The organism is Rhodococcus aerolatus (genome assembly GCF_054783215.1).
In genome coordinates, this window is sequence record NZ_BAAGQZ010000037.1 from 19,769 (window position 1) to 40,960 (window position 21,192).

The window sequence follows — 21,192 nt, forward strand, 5'->3', positions numbered from 1 at the left end:
CCCGTGGCATCGCAGAGCAAGGTCTTCGTCGCCCGGCTCGCCGGCCTGGCCGTCCTCGGCCCCGACGGGGAGTCCCTGGGCCGGATCCGGGACGTGGTCGTCACCGTGCGGGCCACCGGCCAGCCGCGGGTGCTGGGTCTCGTCGTCGAGCTGGTCACCCGGCGCCGCATCTTCGTGCCCATGCTGCGGGTCACCGCCGTCGACCCCACGTCGGTCACCCTGGCCAGCGGCAACGTGAGCCTGCGCCGCTTCGCCCAGCGGCCCAACGAGGTCCTGGTGCTCGCCCAGCTGCTCGACGCCCGGGTCCGCGTCCGCTCCGACGACCTCAGCGGCGACGCCGTCGTCACCGACGCCGCCATCGAGACCACCCGCACCCGGGACTGGGTGCTCACCCGGGTGGCCGTGCGCGGCAGCCGGGGCCGCCTGAGCCGCCGCGGGCCCGTCGTGGTGGTGGGCTGGGGCGAGGTCGACGGGCTCACCCCCACCGAGATGGCGCGGCCCGGCCAGGGCGCGGAGCACCTGCTCGAGCAGTTCGAGGGCCTGCGGCCCGCCGACGTCGCCCACGCGCTGCGCGAGCTACCGCTCAAGCGGCGCCACGAGGTGGCCGACGCCCTGGACGACGAGCGCCTGGCCGACGTGGTGCAGGAGCTGCCCGAGGACGACCAGGCCGAGATCATCACCTACCTCGAGCTCGAGCGGGCCGCGGACGTGCTCGAGGCCATGGACGCCGACGACGCCGCGGACCTGCTCGGCGAGCTGTCCAGCGAGGACTCCGAGGCGCTGCTGGCGCTGATGGACCCGGAGGAGTCCGAGCCGGTGCGACGGCTGCTGCAGCACTCTCCCGACACCGCCGGTGGGCTCATGACCCCGCAGCCGGTGGTGCTGACCCCGGCGGCGACGGTGGCCGAGGCGCTGGCCCGGGTGCGCAACCCCGACCTGACCCCGGCGCTGTCCAGCCTGGTGTTCGTGGCCCGGCCGCCCACGGCGACCCCGACGGGGCGCTACCTGGGCTGCGTGCACCTGCAGCGGCTGCTGCGCGAGCCACCGTCGGACCTCATCGGCGGCGTCCTCGACCAGGGCCTGCCGCAGCTCTCCCCGGAGTCGACGCTGCAGGAGGTCACCCGGTACTTCGCCCGCTACAACCTGGTGTGCGCGCCCGTGGTGGACGACGAGTCCCACCTGCTCGGGGCCGTCACCGTCGACGACGTCCTCGACCACCTGCTGCCCGACGGCTGGCGGATGGACGAGGACGACGAGGACCGCGTCGTCGTCGAGGTGACCCGTGGCTGAGGCACGGGAGAGCGCCGCCCGCCGCCGGCTGGAGACGCCCAAGGGGCCGCGGCGCATCGGGCTCAACCTCGACCTCGAGGCCGTCGGACGGGTCAGCGAGTCCATCGCCCGCTTCCTCGGCACCGGCCGCTACCTGGCCATCCAGACCGTCATCGTCATCGTCTGGATCGCGCTCAACGTCTTCGCGGTCAGCCTGCAGTGGGACCCCTACCCCTTCATCCTGCTCAACCTGGCCTTCTCCACCCAGGCCGCCTACGCCGCGCCGCTGATCCTGCTCGCGCAGAACCGGCAGGAGAACCGCGACCGGGTGTCGCTGGAGGAGGACCGCTCGCGGGCCGAGCGGACCAAGGCCGACACCGAGTTCCTGGCCCGGGAGATCGCCGCCCTGCGCATCGCCGTCGGCGAGGTGGCCACCCGCGACTACCTGCGCCGCGAGCTCGAGGAGCTCAAGACCCTGGTGGTCGAGCGGAGCCTCGACGGCGCCGGGGAGAGCGGCGACGGCGGGCCGCCCTACAGTGGGCGCCGATGACGAACGCGACGCAGGTGTCCGAGGACCAGGTCCGCACCGCCCTGGCCCGGGTGGACGACCCCGAGATCCGCAAGCCCATCACCGACCTGGGCATGGTCAAGTCGGTGGACGTCCGCGACGACGGCAGCGTCGACGTGGGCATCTACCTGACGGTGTCGGGCTGCCCCATGCGCACCGAGATCACCGAGCGCGTCACGAAGGCCGTCTCCGACGTGGCCGGGGTGGGCGCGGTGCGGGTCGAGCTCGACGTGATGAGCGACGACCAGCGCACCGAGCTGCGCAAGTCGCTGCGCGGCGACGCCGGCGAGCCGGTGATCCCGTTCGCGCAGCCCGGCTCGCTGACCCGCGTGTACGCCGTCGCCTCCGGCAAGGGCGGGGTGGGCAAGTCCAGCGTCACCGTGAACCTGGCCGCCGCGATGGCCGCCAAGGGGCTCTCCGTGGGCGTGCTCGACGCCGACATCTACGGCCACTCCGTGCCCCGCATGCTCGGCACCGACGCCCGGCCCACGCAGGTCGAGAAGATGATCATGCCGCCGCAGGCGCACGGGGTGAAGCTGATCTCCATCGCCCAGTTCACCCCGGGCAACGCCCCCGTGGTGTGGCGCGGGCCGATGCTGCACCGCGCGCTGCAGCAGTTCCTGGCCGACGTGTTCTGGGGCGACCTCGACGTGCTGCTGCTCGACCTGCCCCCCGGCACCGGGGACATCGCGATCTCGGTGGCCCAGCTCGTGCCCGGCGCGGAGATCCTCGTGGTCACCACCCCGCAGCAGGCGGCGGCCGAGGTCGCCGAGCGGGCCGGGGCGATCGCACTGCAGACCCGCCAGCGCATCGTCGGCGTGGTCGAGAACATGTCGTGGATGGTCATGCCCGACGGCTCGCGCAACGAGATCTTCGGCTCCGGCGGCGGTGCGACCGTGGCCGCCAGCCTGACCAAGGCCGTGGGGTCCGACGTGCCGCTGCTCGGCCAGGTGCCGCTGGAGACCGACGTCCGCGAGGGTGGCGACTCGGGCGTGCCCGTCGTGCTCTCGCACCCCGAGTCCGCGGCCGCGGTCGCGCTGCGCGGGGTCGCGGACCGGCTCTCCACCCGGGCCCGGGGTCTCGCCGGCATGAGCCTCGGCATCGACACCGCCCGCCGCTAGCGCCACCCCCGCATCTAGCGGGCTTCCTGCGCGTCAGCCCGCCCGCCGGCCCGCATCAAGCGGGCTACCTGCGCGCCAGCCCGCCCGCCGCACCGCATGTAGCGGACTACCTGCGGAGGCGGTCCCTGGTCGCACACTGCGGGCAGTGTGGCCGCTGCGGGGCCCGCGGCCGGGCACAGTGCGGGCAGTGTGCGGTCGCGGGGCTGGTGCGGTCGCGGGGCTGGCGTGGTTGCGGGCCGAGGTGGCTCGGGTCAGGTGGCGTCGGCGTCGAACGGGGGACGCTCGCCCGCGGCCAGCGGCGGCGGCGCGGTCTCGGGGTTGAGGGTCGGCTTGGCCGCGGCCCCCTTGTCCAGCGACACCCCGTCCCCCGCTACCGGGGCCGCGGGGTTCGCGGGCGCCCCGGACAGGCCCGGTCGCCCGCTCAGGCCGAGGTCGGCGATGGGGTCGGACCCGTCGAACAGGTGCTTGGTGATGATGCCGCGCGGGGTCAGCCCGCGGAGCTGCTGCAGGTCCGACAGCGGCTTGCGCAGCTCGTCGAGCTCGGGGCCCAGCTCGTCGCGCAGCTGGTCCCGGGCGCCGGTGGCGTACTCGCGCACCTGCTTGAGGGCGTTCGCCAGCCACGCCGCAGCGCCGGGGAGACGCTCGGGTCCGAGGATGAAGAGGCCGGCGACGAGGAGCACCGCCATCTCTCCCCAGCCGATGTTGCCGAACACGTCCCCGAGCCTACGTCGCCGTGCGACTGGGTGTTCCCGTCGCCGTGCGACAGGGCGTCTCCGCCGCTGCGGTCATGGTCGTCCCCGCTCAGTCCGAGCCGAGGGTGGCCTGCAGCTCCACGCTGCGCCCGGAGCGCACCACGGTCACCGGGACGACCGAGCCGATGCCGGCCTGGCGCACCGCCACGGTGAGCTCGTCGGAGCTGCGGACCGTCCGGTCGCCCACCTTCGTCACCACGTCGCCCTCGACGATGCCCGCCCTCGCCGCCGGCCCGTCCGCCACGACGTTGGCCACCTCGGCGCCGTCGGTGCTGCCATCAGACACGGTGCGCGCGTTGACCCCGAGCTCGGCGTGCTTGACCTGCCCGGAGCGGATCAGCTCCTGCGCGATGCGGGTCACCTCGTCGACGGGGATCGCGAAGCCCAGGCCGATCGAGCCGGTGGAGGACTCCCCCGAGGTGCGGATGGCGCTGTTGAGGCCCACCACCCGCCCGGCGAGGTCCACCAGCGGGCCGCCGGAGTTGCCCGGGTTGATGGCGGCGTCGGTCTGGATGGCGTCGATGACCGCGTCGGTGTCGGTGCCGTCGCCGGACAGCCGCACGGGCCGCTGCACGGACGACACGATGCCGGTGGTCACGGTGCCGGCCAGGCCGAGCGGGGACCCCACGGCGATCACCGGGTCGCCGACCCCGACGTCGGCGGTGCGGCCGAGCTGGGCGACGGTGGGGTTGTCGACCTGCGCCCGCACCACGGCGAGGTCGGTCTTGGTGTCTCGGCCGACGATCTGGGCGGGCACCCGGGTGCCGTCGCTGAACACCACGTCCAGCGTGGTGCCCTGCGGCGTGGTCGCGGCCTGGGAGATGACGTGGTTGTTGGTGACGATGTAGCCGCCGCCGTCGATGACCACCCCGGAGCCCGTGCCCCCGGTGTCGCCGCTGCGGGTCTCCACGGACACCACGGCGGGCAGCACGGCCCGGGCCACGGCGGCGACGTCGGTCGTGGCGGGGGGCAGGTCGCCCGACGGCTGCGCCAGGGTCACCGAGGGGTCGGTCAACGACTGGCTGACCTCGGCCGTGAGCCGGCCCACCAGGCCGCCGAGCAGGCCGACGACGAGGGCCAGCGCGCCGAGGACGAGCAGGGCGCGCGGCCGGACCCGGGAGCCGAACAGCAGCTCGCGCACCCCGAGGCGGGGGGCGGGGGGTAGCGACGCATCGTCGACCTCGCCCCCGGCGTCCAGCGCCGGCGCACCGAGGAACGCCCGCGCGTCGGGGTCGCGCCACGGCCCGGGGTCCGGGGTGTCCTCGTCGGGCGGGGCGTCGGCGACGCGGGGGTCGCGCTGCAGGGTGGGGTCGCCGGGGCCGAGGTCGTCGGGCCGGCCGAAGGCCTGGGCGAGCGACTCGGCGGGGGCCGGGGCCGTGACCACCCTCGGGTCGAGCCGGCGCGGGCCACCGGCGAACGACCCCTCGACGCCGCGGGGCCGGGCGAAGGTGTCGGCCTGCCGCGGGTCGACCGGGGGCCGGTCCAGCGGGCGGGGCGGCAGCCGGTCGGGGGCGCCGCGGTCGTGCCGTGGCACGGCGGCGCGCGGGACGACCGTGGTGGTGTCGGCGGACCCGTCGTGGCCGGTGCCGGGGCGCTCGGGGGCACCACCGGCAGAGGGGTCGGGCACGGGTCGGCTTCCCCCTGACGCGGCTGGGACGGGTCGGTACCGGCTCAGCCTGCCCGACCGCCGGTGAAGTCCGCGTCTGCGGGGGTCGGTCGGGTGGCGGCGGCGCCCCCGGCCGTCGCCGGGACCTGCACCACCCGGGCGGGCGCGGGAGCCGCGGCGGGGACGCTGCGGGCGGGCGAGCCGGCGACGAGCAGGCCGGCGGTGGCGGACACGGCGACCACCGCGAACGGCAGGATGCGCCGGTGGGGGCGTCGGCGCGGCGCGGGTGCGTCGTCGTCCTCCCCCTGACCCTGCCCCGCGGTAGCGCTGCCCTGATCCGCCTGCGGGGCCGCCCCGGTGCCGTCGGACGGGTCGTCGGGGTCGAAGTCGTCCGGGCGGAGCACGGCCACGTACCCGCTGTGGGCGCTGAACACGACGGCCCCCGCCTGCAGCGAGACGTCGACGGCCAGCGGCTGCCCGGGCGAGGAGCCGCGCAGGGTGGTGCCGCGGGCGTCCCACGCGTCGGGGATGCGGCACAGCGCGCCCAGCAGCGACGACGGCATGCTCACCGGCCCGGAGGTGCGCAGCGCCGCCCGGGCCTGCTGCTGGGCGTGCACCTCGAGGGTGCACTGCTCGCAGCCGGCCAGGTGCCCGGAGGCGCGCTGGTGGGCGCCGACGCCGAGCTCACCGTCGACGTAGGCCACCACGGCCTCGGTCGTGAGGTGGTCGGTGTCGCGGAGGCGGCCGCGGCCGGTGGGCGAGCCCACGTCAGACGCCGACCGGGGCGGTGTCCACCACCTGCGAGCGGGAGCGGCCGGCGGCCTCGAGGTGAGCGCGCAAGGCCTGCCTCCCCCGGTGGATGCGGCTGCGCACGGTGCCCAGCTTCACCCCCAGGGTCGCCCCGATCTCGTCGTAGGACAAGCCCTCCACGTCGCAGAGGACGACGGCGGCGCGGAACTCGGGCGCCAGCGCGTCGAGCGCGGCCTGCAGGTCCGGGTCGAGGTGGGCGGTGTCGTAGGCCTGCTCCGGGCTCGGGTCGTCCCCGGGCACCCGGTCGTAGTCCTCGGGCAGCGCCTCCATGCGGACCCGGCCGCGGCGCCGGACCATGTCGAGGAAGAGGTTGGTGGTGATCCGGTGGGTCCAGCCCTCGAACGTGCCGGGCTGGTAGCTCGACAGCGAGCGGAACACCCGGATGAACGTGTCCTGGGTGAGGTCCTCGGCGTCCTGCTGGTTGCCGGAGAGCCGGTAGGCGAGGCGGTACACGCGGTCACCGTGCTGGCGGACCAGCTCGTCCCAGGTGGGCATCGTGGTGCGGTCGCCCGTCGCGTCGAAGACGGCGGTGCCGGTCGGGTCGGGCACCGTGGTGGGCGCGGTCGGGGCCTGGGCGGCGGCCGGCGCGGTGGTGCCCGTGCGGTCGCTGGTGGTCGTCATGTGGGTGCGGACTGCCTCCTGTGGTGCCGGCGGTCGCGGTGACCGCTCGGTGGTGCTCACAACGTCTGCCCGGGGTGCGGTGTTCCCACCGTCCACCGGGCTCCACCTGGGGTTCGTCCCCACCGGGGCCCCGGGTTCGTCCGTCGTGGCCCTACTGTCCCGTCCGCAGGTGTGCGGCCGGTGAGAGCGACCTGAGGATCACCTGAGAAGCGGGGCCCGCCGGACGCCCGGTCCGCGCCGCGCGCCCCGGCCCCCGCCGCGGGTCCCCGGCGATACGGTGGGCGCCGTGACCGCCACGGAACCCCCCGCCGACGCCCTGCTCGGCCTCCTCGAGCGCGTGGCCGTCGAGGACGAGGTGCTCGTGGCCGCCCGCGAGCGCGCCGAGGAGCTCGGTGCCCGCCCGGTGACCCCCGGGACCGGGGCCGCGCTGCGGTTCCTCGCCGCCACCACCTCGGCCCGCGCCGTCGTCGAGGTCGGCACCGGGGCCGGGGTCAGCGGGGTGTGGCTGCTGCGGGGCCTGGGCCCGGACGCGGTGCTGACCACCCTGGACTCCGAGCCGGAGCACCTGCGCGCGGCCCGCCGCGCGTTCGCCGACGCGGGTTACCCGGCGGGGCGGGTGCGGCTGATCAACGGCCAGGCCCACGAGGTGCTGCCCCGGCTGACCGACGGCGGGTACGACCTCGTCGTGGTCGACGCGGGCCCCGCCGCCGCGGCCGAGCTGGGCGGGTACCTGGCCGAGGCGCTGCGGCTGCTGCGCCCGGGCGGGGTGGTGGTGCTGCACGGCGCGCTCGCCGGGGGCCGGGTCGGGGAGCCGACGCACCGCGACCCCACCACGGTGGCCCTGCGCGAGGTGCTGCGCACCGTCACCGAGGACGAGCGGCTGGCCCCGCTGCTGCTGCCGCACGGTGACGGCCTGCTGGCGGCCGCGCGCATCGGCTGACCCGAGCAGCGACCGGAGGGCTCAGCCGGATCAGCCGGTGACGGTGACGCCCTTGCCGACCGCGACGACGCCCCCGGGGCTGACGGTGTGGCGCTGGCGGTCGCGCTCCAGGTCGACCCCGATGATGGCGCCGTCGGCGACGGTGACGTTCTTGTCCAGCACGCAGCGCCGGACCACGGCCCCCTTGCCGATGCGCACCCCCGGCATGAGCACGCTGCCCTCGACGGTCGCGCCCTCGGCCACCATGACGTCGGAGCTGAGCACGCTGGTCCGCACGGTCGCCGCGGAGATGATGCAGCCCTCGCCGACCATGGAGTCCTGCGCCAGGCCGCCCTGGACGAACTTGGCCGGCGGCCACAGCTCGAACGCCGAGCGGATGGGCCAGCGCTGGTTGTAGAGGTTGAACACCGGGTGCACCGAGACCAGGTCCATGTGGGCGTCGTAGAACGCGTCGATGGTCCCGACGTCGCGCCAGTAACCGCGGTCGCGGTCCGTGGCCCCGGGCACCTCGTTGTCGTTGAAGTCGTAGACGTGGGCCAGGCCCTTTGCGACGAGCGCGGGGATGATGTCGCCCCCCATGTCGTGCTCGCTCTCCCCCACCTCGGAGTCCTGCCGGATGGCGTCCATGAGCACGTCGGTGGAGAAGACGTAGTTGCCCATGGAGGCGAACGTCGCGTCGGGGTCGTCGGCGGTGCCCGGCGGGTCGGCCGGCTTCTCCAGGAACTCGGTGATGAGCCCGTCGGCGTCGGCGTCGATGCAGCCGAACGCGAACGCCTCCGAGCGCGGCACCCGGATGCCGGCCACGGTGACGCCGGCCCCGGAGGCGATGTGCGCGTCGACCATCTGCCGCGGGTCCATCCGGTAGACGTGGTCGGCGCCGAAGACCACGACGTACTCGGGGCGCTCGTCGGTGACGAGGTTGAAAGACTGGTAGATCGCGTCGGCGCTGCCGGTGTACCAGCGCGGGCCGAGCCGCTGCTGCGCTGGGACCGGGGTGATGTACTCCCCCGTCAGCCCCGAGAGCCGCCACGTCTGGGAGATGTGGCGGTCCAGCGAGTGCGACTTGTACTGCGTGAGCACGCAGATGCGGTGGTAGCCCGCGTTGACGAGGTTGCTGAGCACGAAGTCGACGAGCCGGTAGGCCCCGCCGAACGGGACGGCGGGCTTGGCGCGGTCCGCGGTGAGGGGGAACAGGCGCTTGCCCTCGCCGCCGGCGAGCACGATCCCCAGGACGTGCGGCTGGCTTCTCACACCCGCGAACCTACTGCGAGCCCTGTGGTCCTGACCACTCCGGCGGGGCGCACGACTACCGTCGCCCCGGTGAAGGTGTCGGTGCTGACGCGCGAGTGGCCCCCGGACGTCTACGGCGGGGCGGGGGTGCACGTGACCGAGCTGGTGGCACGGTTGCGCGGCCTGGTCGAGGTGGACGTGCACTGCATGGGCGAGGACCGCGACGGGGCCACCGCGCACCGCCCGGCGGCGGGCCTGGCGCACGCCAACCCGGCGCTGGCGACGCTGTCGACCGACCTGTCCATGGTGGACGCCGTGGCGGGCACCGACCTGGTGCACTCCCACACCTGGTACGCCGGGATGGCCGGGCACGTCGCCGGCCTGCTGCACGGCGTCCCCCACGTGGTCACCGCGCACTCGCTGGAGCCGCGGCGGCCGTGGAAGGCCGAGCAGCTCGGCGGCGGGTACCGCGTCTCGTCCTGGGTGGAGCGGACCGCGCTGACCGGGGCGGCGGCCGTCGTCGCGGTCAGCGAGGGCATGCGCACCGACGTGCTGGCCTGCTACCCGGAGCTCGACCCCGCCCGGGTCCACGTGGTGCGCAACGGCATCGACACCGCGCGTTACCACCCGAGCGCCGACCCGGCGGCCGACGCGGCGGTGCTCGCCCGTCACGGCGTCGACCCCGCGCGGCCGTCCGTCGTCTTCGTCGGCCGCATCACCCGGCAGAAGGGCGTGGGCCACCTCGTCGCGGCCGCCCACCAGCTGGACCCGGCGGTGCAGCTGGTGCTGTGCGCCGGCGCCCCCGACACCCCGGAGATCGCCGCCGAGACGCGCCGTGCCGTCGACGAGCTGGCGGCCGTGCGCGACGGTCTGGTGTGGATCCAGGACATGCTGCCCGCCGAGGAGGTGCGCGCCCTGCTCGGCGCGGCCACCGTGTTCGTCTGCCCCTCGGTCTACGAGCCGCTGGGCATCGTCAACCTCGAGGCGATGGCGTGCGGCACCGCCGTCGTGGCCTCCGACGTCGGCGGCATCCCCGAGGTGGTCGACGACGGCCGCACCGGGCTGCTGGTGCACCACGACGCGGACGACCCCCGCGGGTTCGAGCGGGACCTCGCGACCGCCCTGAACACCCTGGCGCTGGACCCCGAGCGTGCGGCGGCGATGGGGGCGGCCGGCCGGGAGCGGGCCGTGGCCGAGTTCTCCTGGGAGCAGATCGCCGAGCAGACCGTCGAGGTCTACCGCGCGGTGCTGGGCTGACCGACCCCGCGCCGGCTCACCCGGGCACCGGCCGGTAGACCGACACCTGGGCCGACGCGGTGACCACGCAGGGCTCGGGCAGCGCCGCGACGGCCGCCGCCCGCTGCGCGCCGCCGCCGTGGAACGCCGAGGGCCCCATGCCGACCAGCGCCGTCACCGCCGCGTGGTCGAGCGCCATGGTGTGCTCGACCACCGCGTGGCGGCCGCGCACGAAGCGGGAGCCCAGCGTGGCCGCGAGCCGCTGCGGCTTGCGCTCGTCGACGTGGAGCAGGCCGAGCACGTCGACCAGCTCGCGCAGGTGCCGCGGGGTGGGGGTGAGCACGACGAGGCGCCCGGCCGGGTCGAGCACCCGGTGCAGGTGCTCCGCGCCGCGCGGGGCGAAGACCGTCATGGCCGTGGTCACGGACCCGGTGCGCAGCGGCAGGCCCGCCCAGGTGTCGGCGAGCACCGCCCCGGCCCGGGGGTGGCAGCGCGCGGCGCGGCGCACGGCGGGCTTGGCCGCGTCCAGCGCGACCCCCCGCACGCCCGGGTCGCCGGCCGCGGCGGCGGCCAGCGCCGCGGCCAGCGAGTGCCCGGTGCCGGCGCCGACGTCGAGCAGCACCCCGGGCCGCGGTCCCTCCTGCGCCCCGCGGGCGGCGTGGCCGGCCACGGCGTCGAGGAAGGGGCGGTAGTGCCCCGCGTCGAGGAACGCCGCCCGCGCCGCCACCATCTCCGCGGTGTCGCCCGCCGGCGCGGCCGAGCCCGCCGGCGCCGCGAGGTTGACGTAGCCCTGCCGGGCGACGTCGAAGGTGTGCCCGCGCTCGCAGAGCAGGGCGGCGGGGCCGTCCGCCGGGTCGTCGAGCTCGAGGTCGGCGCCGCAGTGGGGGCAGGTGAGCAGGTCGGCGACGTCGGCGAGCACGCCCGTCAGTGTGCCGCGGGAGGTGCCGCGGGGGCGCGGGTGGCGCGGGTGACGGCGGCGGTGGCCACCAGGGCCAGGGCCAGCAGCACCAGCACCAGGCCCACCACCCCGGCCCAGCCCGCGGCGGCGAACGCGGGCCCGGCGGCCCAGCCCCCCACGCTCGACCCCGCGTAGTAGGCCAGCAGGTAGAGCCCGGAGGCCTGCGCCCGCGCGCCGCCCCCGGCGCGGGCGGCCACCCACCCGCTCGCGGTGGCGTGGGCGGCGAAGAACGCGCCGGTGAGGACGACGAGCCCGACGAGGACGACCGCGAGGTGCGACGAGGCGGTGCCCAGCACGCCCACCGCGGTCAGCGCCACGGCCCCGGCCAGCACCCCGGGGCGGCCCAGCCGGCCGGCGAGGCGCCCGGCCAGCGGGGAGGTGAGCGACCCGACGGCGTAGGCGGCGAACAGCAGCGCCACGACCGCGGGGGCCACCCGGAACGGCTCGGCCAGCAGCCGGAAGCCGAGGAAGTTGTAGACGCCGACGAAGCAGCCCATGACCAGCGCGGCCACCGCGTACAGGCCGCGCAGCGCCGGGTCCCGCAGCGCGGCCCCCACCCCGGCGGCCAGCGGGCGCAGGGCCAGCGGCTGGGCGACGAACCGCCGCGAGGTGGGCAGCAGCACGACGATGCCGGCGGTGCACACCACCGCGACCCCGGCGTCGGCCCACATCCCCGCCCGCACGCCGGCGACGTCGGCGACCAGGCCGGAGACGAGCCGGCCGGTCATCCCGCCGAGGCTGTTGCCCGCCACGTAGAGCCCCATGGCGGCGGCCAGGGCGCGCCGCGACATCTCCTCGCCCAGGTAGGCCATGGCGGTCGCGGGGAGACCGGCCAGCGCCACCCCCTGCAGCGCCCGGCCGACGAGCAGGGTGGGCAGGTCGGGGGCCAGCGGCAGCAGCAGCCCCAGCCCGGTCGCCACCACCAGCGAGGCGACCATGGTCCGACGGCGGCCGAAGGACTCGCTCAGCGTGGCCATGGGCAGCACCGCCAGCGCCAGCGCCCCGGTGGCGACCGACACGGTGAGGCTGGCGGCGGACGCGCTGACCCCGAACCGCTGCGTCAGCTGCGGCAGCAGGGCCTGCGTGGAGTACAGCAGGCTGAACGTGGCGACCCCCGCCGCGAACAGCGCCAGGCTGATGCGGCGGTACTCGGTGGAGCCGGCCTCGACGGGCTCGGGCAGGTGGGCCCGGTCGGGGGGCGAGGTCACGGCGGTCACGATGCCTGACGCTAGGACCGGGCGATCCATGCGTCCAATGCGAGGCGGCGCCTGCAACGATGCACGAGTGCATGAGACGACACCGCCGCCCGCGGAGGACCCGGTGGCCGTGCTGGCCCCCGTGCTGGCCCAGCTGACCGCGCTGGCCGACGACGAGCACCTCACCCGGGCCGCCGCGAGCGCCGGGGTGCCGCAGCCGACGCTGAGCCGGGCGGTGGTGCGCTGGGAGGCCGCGCTGGGGGTGCCGCTGCTGCTGCGCCGCGGCCGCGGGGTGGTGCTGACCCCGCACGGCCGGGTGCTGGCCGAGGCGGCGCGCGAGGCGCGGACGGTGCTCGAGCGGGCCGTGCGGGCGGTGCGGGAGGACGCCGGGGTCGAGCACGGCCGGGTCCGGTTCGCGTTCCTGCCCACGATGGGCCCCGACGTGGTCCCCCGGCTGCTGCAGACGTTCCGCCGCGGGCACCCCGGGGTGGCGGTGGCCCTGCAGCAGGGCTCACCGGCCGCGAACCTCGCGGCGCTGCTGGCCGGCGAGGTCGACCTGGTGCTCACCGCCCCGGCCCCGCCCGCCGACGCGGGGCTGCAGACCTGGCACCTGGGCTCGCAGCCCGTCGCCCTCGCGGTGGCCCCGGAGCACCGGCTCGCCGGGCGGGACGAGGTCGCGGTGGGCGAGGTGGCGCAGGAGACGCTGGTCGGCATGGCCCGGGGGTTCGGCATGCGGACCATCACCGACGCGCTGTGCGCCGCTGCGGGGTGGACCCCGGAGCTGGCGTTCGAGGCCCAGGACCTCGACACCCTGCTCGGCCTGGTCGCCGTCGGGCTGGGGGTGGCGCTGGTGCCCGTGGTGCCCGCCCGGGACGGCGGCCGGCGCCGGGACGTGGTGCTGGTCCCGCTGGTGGGCCGCCCGCGCCGGGAGATCGTGCTCGTGGCCCTGCCCGGTCGGGTGCGGACGGCGGCCGTGGCGGCATTCGTCGAGGCGGCGCTGGGCGTGGCGGGCCGGCTGGGCTGACGGCACCGGCCCGGGACGCGTGGCCCCCGGACGTGCGCGAGCCCCGGGCCTGGTGGGGCTCCGGGGCTCGCGCGGGACGGTCGTGGCGACCGCCGGGGTTCAGCTGACGACGGCCTTGAGCTCGTCGCCCAGCGCCGAGGCCTCGTCCGGGGTGAGCTCGACGACCAGTCGTCCTCCGCCCTCGAGGGGGACGCGCATGACGATGCCGCGGCCCTCCTTCGTCGCCTCGAGGGGACCGTCGCCGGTCCGGGGCTTCATGGCCGCCATCGTGTGCTCCCTCCACGTGTGCGCGACGCGGGGGGAGTCCCCGTGCCGCGTGCTTCGCTGCCCATTGTTCCCCATCGCGCACCCCGCCGTCACCGCGGGACGGTCAGCGCGCTGCCCGCTCGCAGCCCCGCAGGTGGTCGTCGACCATCCCGGTCGCTTGCATCAGCGCGTAGCAGGTGGTCGGGCCGACGAACCGGAAGCCGCGGCGCTTGAGCTCCCGGGCCATCGCGGTGGAGGCCGCGGTGGTGGCGGGGACGTCGTCCGGGGTGGCCGGTCGGGGCGGGCGCGGGTCGGGCGCGTGGGACCACAGCAGCCCGTCGAGGTCGTCGGTGTCGAGCACGGCGCGGGCGTTGCCGATGGTCGCCAGGATCTTCGCCCGGTTCCGCACGATCCCCGGGTCGGCCAGCAGCCGGGCGACGTCGTCGTCGGTGAAGGCGGCCACGGCGACGGGGTCGAAGCCGGCGAACGCGGCCCGGAACGCCTCCCGCTTCCGCAGCACGGTGATCCAGGCCAGGCCGGACTGGAACGCCTCGAGGCTGATCCGCTCGAACAGGGCGTCGCGGCCGTGCAGCTCGGCCCCCCACTCGGTGTCGTGGTAGCGGCGGTAGATCTCCGGGGCGTCGCCCCAGGCGCAGCGCAGCACCCCGTCGTCGGAGCGCACCAGCCCAGCGCCCGGCCCCGGGGCGCTCACCGCGCCCGGGCCTCGCAGCGGCGGGCGAGCTGTCGGAGCGAGTACTTCACGCCGAGGGCGAAGCCGGGCTTGACCAGCGGCCAGCCGAGCCGGCCGAGCGCGCCGAGGGGCAGGTCGAGCTCCTCGCGCCACACGAAGACCGACTCGCGCGCGCCGCGGGCCTCGACGCGGAACACGCCGATGCCCCGCACGACCTTCCCGGTGTGGTCGACGCGGCACTCCCGCGGCGGGTCCCAGGAGGTGACGACCATGGTGTCGAGGAACCCGAGGGGGCCGACGCCGGTGAACGCGGCCAGCTCGGAGCCGACCGACGCCCCGTCACCCCGGGCCACCTCGACGCGGGTGCCGAGCATCCACTCGCCCTGCGCGGGCCAGTCGACGACCTCCGCCCACACGACCTCGGCGGGGGCGGCGACGGGCTGGCGGAGCTCGAGCACGGCACGGCTCACGGGGTGTCCTCCTGGAGTGGGTGGGGTGCGGGGTCGTGGCGGGCGGCGGGGTCGGCGCGGTGGCGGGCCAGCTCGGCGCGCAGCTCGTCGAGCTCGGCGGCCAGACGGTCCAGCGCCCAGTCGACCTCGCCGGCCCGGTAGCCGCGCACCACCTGGGCGAAGCGCAGCGCGCGCACGTCGTCCCCGGTGACGTCGGTGGCGGGCAGCGTGGTCAGCGTCGTCCGCGGCTCGAGCGGGGCCAGCTCCTCGCCGCGGCCGAACACCAGGGAGGCCAGCACGAAGAACAGGCCCCCGACGACGACCGCGACGAGCAGGTAGGCCAGTGCCGTCAGCACGGCGCACCGCCCCCGGCGCGCCCGCCGGCCCCGTCCGTCACGGCTGCGATGCTCGCACGTCGGCCATCGGCGGGCGATCGGCCAGGTCCAGCGGGGTGGTCCGCGGCCGGTGCGCGGCGTCGAACTGGGTGAGCCCCGCCCCGGAGTCGGGCAGCCCGCAGCGCAGCAGTGCGGTGCGGACGATTTGCCGTGCCATGACCCCGAGCTCGAGCAGGGACCGGTGGCGGTGCTTGCGGACGCCGAGGTCGACCTGGGCGAGGGCCCCGACCCCGCGGGCGGCCTCCGCGTCGAGCAGCAGGCCGATCTCGACGCCGTAGCCGGGCGCGAAGGGCAGCGACTCGAGCAGCTCGCGGGTGGCGGCGTACTCCCCGCCCAGCGGCTGCACCACCCCGGCGAGCGCGGGGCGCAGCGCGGCGAGCAGCGGCCGGGCCACGAGCTCGGTGACGCGGCCCCCGCCGGTGTCGCTCTGCTCCCCCTCGACCCGCAGCGGGCGGCGGTAGTAGCCCTTGACCAGCGCGACCCCCGGGTCGGTGACCAGCGGGCCGAGCAGCGCGGGGACGAACCCCTCGTCGAGCTCGACGAGGTCGGAGTCGAGGAACACGAGCAGCTCCCCCGTCGTCGCGGCCAGGGAGCGCCACAGCACCTCGCCCTTGCCCGGCACCGGCGCCACCTCCGGCAGCGCCTCCTCCCGGGTGACCACCCGGGCTCCCGCGGCGGCGGCCCGCGCCGCGGTCCGGTCGGTGGAGCCGGAGTCGACGACGACGACCTCGTGGACCAGCGTGCCCAGCAGCGGCACCACCGCGGCCACGACGGCCCCGACGGTGGCCTCCTCGTCGAGGGCCGGCAGCACCACCGACACCCGCCTGCCCGCCAGGCCGGCCACGAGCTCGTCGACCGTCCACCCCGGGTCGTGGTGCGTGCGCAGCCCCGGGGCCGCGCCCGGTGCGGTCACGGCGCGCAGGCGTCGAGCGCGGCGTCGACCGTCGTCGTCACCACCACGCGGTCGAGGGCGGCGCGGGACACGAAGCCCTGCCCGACCAGGCCGTCCAGCCAGCGCAGCAGACCCGCGTAGTGACCCGTCGGGTCGAGCAGCACCACCGGCTTGGGGTGCAGGCCCAGCGCCCCGGCGGTCCACGTCTCCACCAGCTCCTCCAGGGTGCCGATGCCCCCGGGCAGGGTGACGAAGGCGTCGGCCCGGTCGTCCATCCCCGCCTTGCGCTGCCGCATGGTGTCGGTGACGACGAGCTCGTCGGCGTCGGTGTCGGCGACCTCCCGGTCGAGCAGCGCGCGGGGGATGACCCCGGTGGTGCGGGCGCCGCCCGTCCGCGCGGCCCGGGCGACCGCGCCCATCATCGAGACCCGTCCTCCGCCGGAGACCAGCGCCCAGCCGCGCCCGGCGATGCCGGCCCCGACCGCGGTGGCCAGGTCGAGGTGCTCCTGGGCCACGGGTCCGGAGGCGCAGTAGACGCAGACGGCGAGCCCGGGGGCGGCCCCGCTCACGCCGGGCTCGCGTGCGAGGCGGTGACGATGCGGACCGCCTCGTCGACGTCGTCGGTCAGCACCAGCAGGTCGAGGTCCGCCGCGCCGACCTTGCCCTCGGCGAGCATCGTCGAGCGCAGCCAGTCGACGAGGCCGGACCAGTAGGCGGTGCCCAGCAGCACGATCGGGAAGCGGGTGACCTTGCGCGTCTGCACCAGGGTGACCGCCTCGAACAGCTCGTCCAGGGTGCCGAACCCGCCGGGCAGGCACACGAAAGCCTGGGCGTACTTGACGAACATGGTCTTGCGGGCGAAGAAGTAGCGGAAGTTGATGCCCAGGTCGACGTAGTCGTTGAGGCCCTGCTCGAAGGGCAGCTCGATGCCGAGGCCGACGGACTGCCCGCCGGCCTCGCAGGCCCCCTTGTTCGCCGCCTCCATGACCCCGGGCCCGCCGCCGGTGATGACGGCGAAGCCGGCCTCGGCCAGCGCGGCGCCCAGGGCCAGGCCGGTGGCGTAGTCGGGGTGGTCCCGCGGCGTCCGGGCCGAGCCGAAGACGGCGACGGCGGCGGGCAGCTCGGCGAGGGTGCCGAAGCCCTCGACGAACTCGGCCTGGATGCGCAGCACCCGCCACGGGTCGGTGTGCACCCAGTCGCTGGGGCCGCGCTGGTCGAGCAGGCGCTGGTCGGTGGTGCTCGAGGGGTCGCTCATCCGGCCGCGCAGCACCGCCGGGCCCCGGTGGTGGGAGGCGCTGCGGTCGGGCCCCGAGCCCTCGGTGGGCGTGCTCCCGGCGGGCGGACTCGTCGGCTCGGCCATGGCGCGAAGGCTAGCGACCGTCCGCGCCGGGTTGCGGCGCCGGGCGCGAGGCCCCACCATGATGGTTGAAACCGCAACAATCTTGCGGACCACCAACCCCAGGAGGATCCCCCGTGGCTCCCACGCCCAAGGTCGCCGTCGTCTACTACTCCGCCACCGGGAGCGTGAAGACGCTCGCGGACTCGATCGTCGAGGGCGCCCGCTCCGCCGGGGCCGACGTCACCCTGTTCAAGGTGCGCGAGACCGCGCCCGCCGAGGCCATCGCCTCCAACGAGGCCTGGGCCGCGAACGCCGAGGCCACCAAGGACGTCCCGGAGTTCACCCACGACGACCTCCGCGCCGCCGACGCCGTCGTCTTCGGCACGCCGACCCGCTACGGCAACATCTCCTCCCAGCTGGCGTCGTTCATCGACACCCTGGGCCCGCTGTGGGGCGCCGGCGAGCTGGCCGACAAGGTCTACTCCGGCTTCACCTCGTCCTCCACGCTGCACGGCGGCCAGGAGACGACGCTGCGCTCGCTGTACACCTCGGTCTCGCACTTCGGCGGCATCCTGGTGACCCCGGGCTACACCGACGCCATCCAGTTCCAGACGGGCAACCCCCACGGCCCCTCGCACGTCGACGGCGGCCAGGGCCTGCCCGTGGACGACAACACGAAGACCGCGGCCGAGTTCTCCGGCCGTCGCGTCGCGCAGGTCACCGCGCAGCTGCTCGCGGGCCGCGCCGCGGGCTGACCCCGACCCACGCTGCAGGCCCCCGTCCCCTCGGACGGGGGCCTGCGGTGCGTCAGGCGGGGACCGGCGGTGCGGGGATCAGGTTGACGATCCCGCACAGCAGGTTGCCCAGCAGGTTGCCGGGGCCGGGCACCGCGACGATGTCGAGCGTCACCTGCTGCAGCACGATGGCCAGGCCGAGCAGGTTGAGGTCCAGCGGGCCGAGCACCAGGTGCAGCACGGTGCAGCCGGCGGGCACCGGGATGTCCGCCGCCGCGGCCAGCGTGGTCGTGGTGCCGGGGGCGGCCGTCGAGGTGGCCGAGGTGGGCACGGCGACGCGACGGGTGACCGTGGGCGCCCCGGTGCCTGCCGCGGTCATCGTGACGTCCGCGCCGAGCACGACCCGGCCGTTCGCCCCGACGGTGGCCGTGGGCGTCCCGACCGTGGCGTTGATCGGGCCGGTGCGCCCGCCCGGGGCCGTCCAGGTGCCGGTGACGGACCCGACGGCGCCGGCCTGCGGCGCGGCGGGAGCGGCGGACGCGGGCGCGGCGCCGAGCGCGACGACGGACGCGGCGAGCGCGGACGCGACCCCGACCCGGGCGACGGCGGTGGTGGTGTGGTTCATGGTGTTCCCCTCCAGCACCGGGCCCGGTCGGGCCCGGTCGGCCCGCGTCCGGCCGGTCCCCGTCCGTGGGGCACGACGCCAGTGGGCGCGAGTCGATCTTGATCAACCAACCACGAGTTGATCTTGAAGTGGTGACGGACGGGCCTGCGACCGTCACCGCGGGCGACGACGCGGGCCCGAGCGGCGGCGGACCGCGTGCGTGGATACGGTCGGTGACATGACCACGATCGCGATCATCGGAGCAGGCAAGGGGCTCGGCGCCGCCGTCGCCCGCAAGTTCGGCCGTGAGGGCCACGCCGTCGCCCTCATCTCGCGCAGCCAGGGCAAGCTCGACGCCCTGGCCGCCGAGCTCGAGCAGGACGGCGTGCAGGCCAAGGGTTTCACCGCAGACGTGCGGGACCCGGCGTCCATCGCCGCCGCCCTCGAGCGCGCCACCGAGACCCTCGGACCCATCGAGGTCCTGCAGTACAGCCCGCTGCCGCAGAAGGACTTCATGCGTCCGGTGCTGGAGACCACGCCGGAGGACCTGCGCGGGCCCGTCGAGTTCTCCATCTACGGCCCGGTCGCCGCCGTGCACCAGGTGCTGCCCGGCATGCGCTTCCTGCCCGAGGGCTCGACGCCCTCGATCCTGTTCGTCAACGGCGGCTCCGCGGTGAAGCCGGGCCGGGCCGTGACGGGCACGTCGGTCGCCTTCGCCGGCCAGGCCGCGTACCTGCAGCTGCTGCACGAGGAGCTCAAGGACGAGGGCATCCACGTCGCGCAGCTCATCATCGGCGGGCAGATCATCGCCGGCGACGACGAGAAGGACCCCGACGTGCTCGCCGGGCACCTGTGGGACCTGCACACCGGGCGGAAGGACTTCCGCTTCCAGGTCTCCGAGGACTGAGCACCCCCGTCCCGCCGATCGGGCAGCACCGGTGGTCACCACGACCACGGGTGCTGCCCGATCGCCGTCCCGGCGCCCGGGTCAGCCGTCGTGGGTCTGCACCACCGTGCCCCGGCCGAGCTTGGCGTGCCGGTAGCCGTACAGGCCGTAGATGACCGCGCCGACCAGGAACCAGGCCACGAACCGCAGCCACGTCGCGAGCTGCAGCTGGGTGACGAGGTACAGCGAGAACGCCACGCCGAGCAGCGGGGTGACGGGCATGAACGGGGTGCGGAAGGTCCGGGGCAGCTCCGGGGAGCGGTAGCGCAGCACCACCACCGCGACCGACACCACGACGAAGGCGAGCAGGATGCCGATGTTGGTCAGCTCGGCGGCGTCGCCGATCGGGACCAGGCCGGCGATGAGCGCGGCCACGACCCCGACGATCCACACCGGACGGGTGGGCGAGCCCTTGTCGTTGGTGCGGGCGAACCAGCCGGGCAGCAGGCCGTCGCGGCTGATGGCGAACCACACCCGGGACGCGCCGAGGGAGAACGAGAACAGCACGGTGATGATGCCGACGATTGCGCCCACCGCGACGACCTTCGCGAACACGGGCTGGTCGACGAACGTGAACGCCTCGGCGAAGGCGGCCTCGTCAGCGAGGTCGGTGTACTTCCGCATCCCGGTCAGCACCGTGGCGGCCGGCAGGTAGAGCACCATGGCGATGGCCAGCGAGAGCACGATCGCCTTGGGCAGGTTGCGCTCGGCGTCCTTGCTCTCCTCGGCGGCGGTCGACATCGCGTCGTAGCCGAAGACGGCGAAGAACACCGTCGCCGCGCCCGTGGCGGCCCCGGAGAAGCCGAACGGGAAGTACGGGGTCAGGTTGTCGGACTTCACGTAGAACGCGCCGACGACGATGACCGCCAGCACGATCGCCACCTTGATGAACACCAGGTAGGTCTCGATGCGGGCGCTCGACCTGATCCCCCGGTTCAGCAGGGCGGCCACCCCCAGGCAGAGCAGCATCGCGATGAGGTCGACCCGGTGCCCGCTGCCGGTGCCGGGGGCGCCGAGCATCCACGCGGGCAGGTCGGCGCCGAAGGCCTGGATGAGGAAGTCGACGTACTGTGAGACCCCGATCGCCACCACCGCGACGATGGCGGTGTACTCCAGCAGCAGGTCCCACCCGATGAACCAGCCGACGACCTCGCCGAGGGTGGCGTAGCCGTAGGTGTAGGCCGAGCCGGCCTGCGGGATGAGCCCGCCGAACTCGGCGTAGCTCAGCGCCGCGCACGCGCTGGCCACCCCGGCGACGAGGAACGACACCGACACCGCGGGCCCGGCCGTCTCCTTGGCCACGGGTCCGGCCAGGGCGAAGATGCCCGCCCCGATGATGGCGCCGAGGCCGATGGCGGTGAGCTGCCACAGGCCGATGCTCCGCTCGAGGCCCCCCTCCTCCGGCTCGGCCACGATGGGCTTGCGCCGGAAGATGCCCGTGGTCCGGACGTCGGACCCCACCTGTCGTGCCCCCTGCTCGGCCATGCCCGCTCCTCCGGTCCGGTTGCCAGGGTGGGAAGGCTGCGCGCGCCGATCACGGCCGTCAACACCGCACGCCCGCAACC

Annotated in this window: 24 protein-coding genes; 8 read left to right on the forward strand and 16 right to left on the reverse strand. The window is 75.7% G+C overall.

Annotated elements, in window-relative coordinates; translation table 11 throughout:
• The first annotated feature begins 3 nt into the window (after window positions 1-3).
• Genes ACYVOF_RS14040 through ACYVOF_RS14050 form a run of 3 tightly spaced genes read left to right on the forward strand, consistent with a single transcriptional unit; the run spans window position 4 to window position 2,958 of the window.
• Window positions 4-1,290: a magnesium transporter MgtE N-terminal domain-containing protein gene (locus ACYVOF_RS14040; RefSeq protein WP_460867466.1), complete on the forward strand. Its 1,287-nt coding sequence runs from the start codon at window positions 4-6 to the stop codon at window positions 1,288-1,290.
• Window positions 1,283-1,819: a DUF1003 domain-containing protein gene (locus ACYVOF_RS14045; RefSeq protein ID WP_460867467.1), complete on the forward strand. Its 537-nt coding sequence runs from the start codon at window positions 1,283-1,285 to the stop codon at window positions 1,817-1,819. The genes ACYVOF_RS14040 and ACYVOF_RS14045 overlap by 8 nt, the downstream gene beginning before the upstream one ends.
• A complete protein-coding gene (locus ACYVOF_RS14050) occupies window positions 1,816-2,958 on the forward strand; it encodes an Mrp/NBP35 family ATP-binding protein (protein ID WP_460867469.1) in 1,143 nt (380 codons plus the stop codon). The genes ACYVOF_RS14045 and ACYVOF_RS14050 overlap by 4 nt, the downstream gene beginning before the upstream one ends.
• 251 nt (window positions 2,959-3,209) lie before the next feature.
• Here the strand turns inward: ACYVOF_RS14050 and tatB are convergent, their stop codons facing one another.
• The 4 genes from tatB to sigE all read right to left on the reverse strand — a co-directional run bounded on the left by tatB (window position 3,210) and on the right by sigE (window position 6,747).
• The gene (gene tatB, locus ACYVOF_RS14055) at window positions 3,210-3,671 is read right to left on the reverse strand and encodes a Sec-independent protein translocase protein TatB (RefSeq protein WP_460867471.1); all 462 of its coding nucleotides are present in this window, start codon (window positions 3,669-3,671) and stop codon (window positions 3,210-3,212) included.
• Between the two features lie 88 nt (window positions 3,672-3,759).
• Complete coding sequence (locus tag ACYVOF_RS14060) at window positions 3,760-5,337, reverse strand: S1C family serine protease (protein ID WP_460867473.1); 1,578 nt, start codon at window positions 5,335-5,337, stop codon at window positions 3,760-3,762.
• Between the two features lie 44 nt (window positions 5,338-5,381).
• A complete protein-coding gene (locus ACYVOF_RS14065; protein WP_460867474.1) occupies window positions 5,382-6,083 on the reverse strand; it encodes an anti-sigma factor family protein in 702 nt (233 codons plus the stop codon).
• A gap of 1 nt (window position 6,084) precedes the next feature.
• Entirely contained in the window at window positions 6,085-6,747 is a 663-nt protein-coding gene (gene sigE / locus ACYVOF_RS14070; protein ID WP_460867476.1) for an RNA polymerase sigma factor SigE, read from the reverse strand.
• A 286-nt stretch (window positions 6,748-7,033) separates the two neighbouring features.
• Here sigE and ACYVOF_RS14075 point away from each other — a divergent pair, with 286 nt between their 5' ends.
• Window positions 7,034-7,687 carry an O-methyltransferase gene (locus ACYVOF_RS14075; protein ID WP_460867478.1) on the forward strand — a complete coding sequence of 218 codons (654 nt, stop codon included), beginning with the start codon at window positions 7,034-7,036 and terminating at the stop codon, window positions 7,685-7,687.
• Between the two features lie 30 nt (window positions 7,688-7,717).
• On the opposite strand, the gene glgC is transcribed toward ACYVOF_RS14075, so the two are convergent.
• On the reverse strand, window positions 7,718-8,938 hold the full coding sequence (gene glgC, locus ACYVOF_RS14080) for a glucose-1-phosphate adenylyltransferase (RefSeq protein WP_460867480.1): 1,221 nt from the start codon (window positions 8,936-8,938) through the stop codon (window positions 7,718-7,720).
• A 69-nt stretch (window positions 8,939-9,007) separates the two neighbouring features.
• Here glgC and glgA point away from each other — a divergent pair, with 69 nt between their 5' ends.
• Window positions 9,008-10,174 carry a glycogen synthase gene (gene glgA, locus ACYVOF_RS14085; protein ID WP_460867482.1) on the forward strand — a complete coding sequence of 389 codons (1,167 nt, stop codon included), beginning with the start codon at window positions 9,008-9,010 and terminating at the stop codon, window positions 10,172-10,174.
• 16 nt (window positions 10,175-10,190) lie between these two features.
• Here the strand turns inward: glgA and ACYVOF_RS14090 are convergent, their stop codons facing one another.
• Together ACYVOF_RS14090 and ACYVOF_RS14095 are read right to left on the reverse strand one after the other, a co-directional pair.
• Window positions 10,191-11,072: a putative RNA methyltransferase gene (locus ACYVOF_RS14090; RefSeq protein WP_460867484.1), complete on the reverse strand. Its 882-nt coding sequence runs from the start codon at window positions 11,070-11,072 to the stop codon at window positions 10,191-10,193.
• Between the two features lie 5 nt (window positions 11,073-11,077).
• A complete protein-coding gene (locus tag ACYVOF_RS14095; RefSeq protein ID WP_460867486.1) occupies window positions 11,078-12,328 on the reverse strand; it encodes an MFS transporter in 1,251 nt (416 codons plus the stop codon).
• A gap of 67 nt (window positions 12,329-12,395) precedes the next feature.
• Between ACYVOF_RS14095 and ACYVOF_RS14100 the strand changes: the two genes are divergently transcribed.
• Window positions 12,396-13,331: a LysR family transcriptional regulator gene (locus ACYVOF_RS14100; RefSeq protein WP_460867488.1), complete on the forward strand. Its 936-nt coding sequence runs from the start codon at window positions 12,396-12,398 to the stop codon at window positions 13,329-13,331.
• A gap of 99 nt (window positions 13,332-13,430) precedes the next feature.
• Here the strand turns inward: ACYVOF_RS14100 and ACYVOF_RS14105 are convergent, their stop codons facing one another.
• The 7 genes from ACYVOF_RS14105 to ACYVOF_RS14135 all read right to left on the reverse strand — a co-directional run bounded on the left by ACYVOF_RS14105 (window position 13,431) and on the right by ACYVOF_RS14135 (window position 17,259).
• Window positions 13,431-13,598 (reverse strand): DUF3117 domain-containing protein, encoded by a 168-nt coding sequence (locus ACYVOF_RS14105; RefSeq protein ID WP_460867490.1) that lies wholly within the window; start codon window positions 13,596-13,598, stop codon window positions 13,431-13,433.
• A 103-nt stretch (window positions 13,599-13,701) separates the two neighbouring features.
• A complete protein-coding gene (locus tag ACYVOF_RS14110) occupies window positions 13,702-14,238 on the reverse strand; it encodes a DNA-3-methyladenine glycosylase I (protein WP_460867539.1) in 537 nt (178 codons plus the stop codon).
• A 47-nt stretch (window positions 14,239-14,285) separates the two neighbouring features.
• Window positions 14,286-14,738, reverse strand: a complete 453-nt coding sequence (locus ACYVOF_RS14115) for an SRPBCC family protein (protein ID WP_460867492.1) — start codon at window positions 14,736-14,738, stop codon at window positions 14,286-14,288.
• Window positions 14,735-15,073: a DivIVA domain-containing protein gene (locus ACYVOF_RS14120; protein ID WP_460867493.1), complete on the reverse strand. Its 339-nt coding sequence runs from the start codon at window positions 15,071-15,073 to the stop codon at window positions 14,735-14,737. Before ACYVOF_RS14120 ends, ACYVOF_RS14115 begins: the two co-directional genes overlap by 4 nt.
• A 37-nt stretch (window positions 15,074-15,110) precedes the next feature.
• Window positions 15,111-16,034 (reverse strand): glucosyl-3-phosphoglycerate synthase, encoded by a 924-nt coding sequence (locus tag ACYVOF_RS14125; protein ID WP_460867540.1) that lies wholly within the window; start codon window positions 16,032-16,034, stop codon window positions 15,111-15,113.
• Window positions 16,022-16,573: an LOG family protein gene (locus ACYVOF_RS14130; RefSeq protein WP_460867496.1), complete on the reverse strand. Its 552-nt coding sequence runs from the start codon at window positions 16,571-16,573 to the stop codon at window positions 16,022-16,024. The genes ACYVOF_RS14125 and ACYVOF_RS14130 overlap by 13 nt, the downstream gene beginning before the upstream one ends.
• On the reverse strand, window positions 16,570-17,259 hold the full coding sequence (locus ACYVOF_RS14135; RefSeq protein ID WP_460867542.1) for an LOG family protein: 690 nt from the start codon (window positions 17,257-17,259) through the stop codon (window positions 16,570-16,572). The genes ACYVOF_RS14130 and ACYVOF_RS14135 overlap by 4 nt, the downstream gene beginning before the upstream one ends.
• A gap of 218 nt (window positions 17,260-17,477) precedes the next feature.
• Between ACYVOF_RS14135 and wrbA the strand changes: the two genes are divergently transcribed.
• The gene (gene wrbA, locus ACYVOF_RS14140; protein WP_460867497.1) at window positions 17,478-18,098 is read left to right on the forward strand and encodes an NAD(P)H:quinone oxidoreductase; all 621 of its coding nucleotides are present in this window, start codon (window positions 17,478-17,480) and stop codon (window positions 18,096-18,098) included.
• Window positions 18,099-18,150: 52 nt separating this feature from the next.
• Here the strand turns inward: wrbA and ACYVOF_RS14145 are convergent, their stop codons facing one another.
• The gene (locus ACYVOF_RS14145; protein WP_460867499.1) at window positions 18,151-18,702 is read right to left on the reverse strand and encodes a hypothetical protein; all 552 of its coding nucleotides are present in this window, start codon (window positions 18,700-18,702) and stop codon (window positions 18,151-18,153) included.
• A gap of 217 nt (window positions 18,703-18,919) precedes the next feature.
• Between ACYVOF_RS14145 and ACYVOF_RS14150 the strand changes: the two genes are divergently transcribed.
• Window positions 18,920-19,588, forward strand: a complete 669-nt coding sequence (locus ACYVOF_RS14150; RefSeq protein WP_460867501.1) for an SDR family NAD(P)-dependent oxidoreductase — start codon at window positions 18,920-18,922, stop codon at window positions 19,586-19,588.
• 81 nt (window positions 19,589-19,669) lie between these two features.
• Here ACYVOF_RS14150 and ACYVOF_RS14155 read toward each other — a convergent pair whose 3' ends face one another.
• Window positions 19,670-21,112, reverse strand: coding sequence for an amino acid permease (locus ACYVOF_RS14155; protein ID WP_460867503.1), 1,443 nt, complete (start codon window positions 21,110-21,112; stop codon window positions 19,670-19,672).
• Between the last annotated feature and the right edge of the window lie 80 nt (window positions 21,113-21,192).

Coding starts and splice junctions, on each gene's coding strand:
- ACYVOF_RS14105 (WP_460867490.1), bottom strand. CDS start 13,598: ATGGCGGCCATGAAGCCCCGGACCGGCGACGGTCCCCTCGAGGCGACG.
- ACYVOF_RS14050 (WP_460867469.1), top strand. CDS start 1,816: ATGACGAACGCGACGCAGGTGTCCGAGGACCAGGTCCGCACCGCCCTG.
- ACYVOF_RS14145 (WP_460867499.1), bottom strand. CDS start 18,702: ATGAACCACACCACCACCGCCGTCGCCCGGGTCGGGGTCGCGTCCGCG.
- sigE (WP_460867476.1), bottom strand. CDS start 6,747: ATGACGACCACCAGCGACCGCACGGGCACCACCGCGCCGGCCGCCGCC.
- ACYVOF_RS14155 (WP_460867503.1), bottom strand. CDS start 21,112: ATGGCCGAGCAGGGGGCACGACAGGTGGGGTCCGACGTCCGGACCACG.
- ACYVOF_RS14135 (WP_460867542.1), bottom strand. CDS start 17,259: ATGAGCGACCCCTCGAGCACCACCGACCAGCGCCTGCTCGACCAGCGC.
- ACYVOF_RS14150 (WP_460867501.1), top strand. CDS start 18,920: ATGACCACGATCGCGATCATCGGAGCAGGCAAGGGGCTCGGCGCCGCC.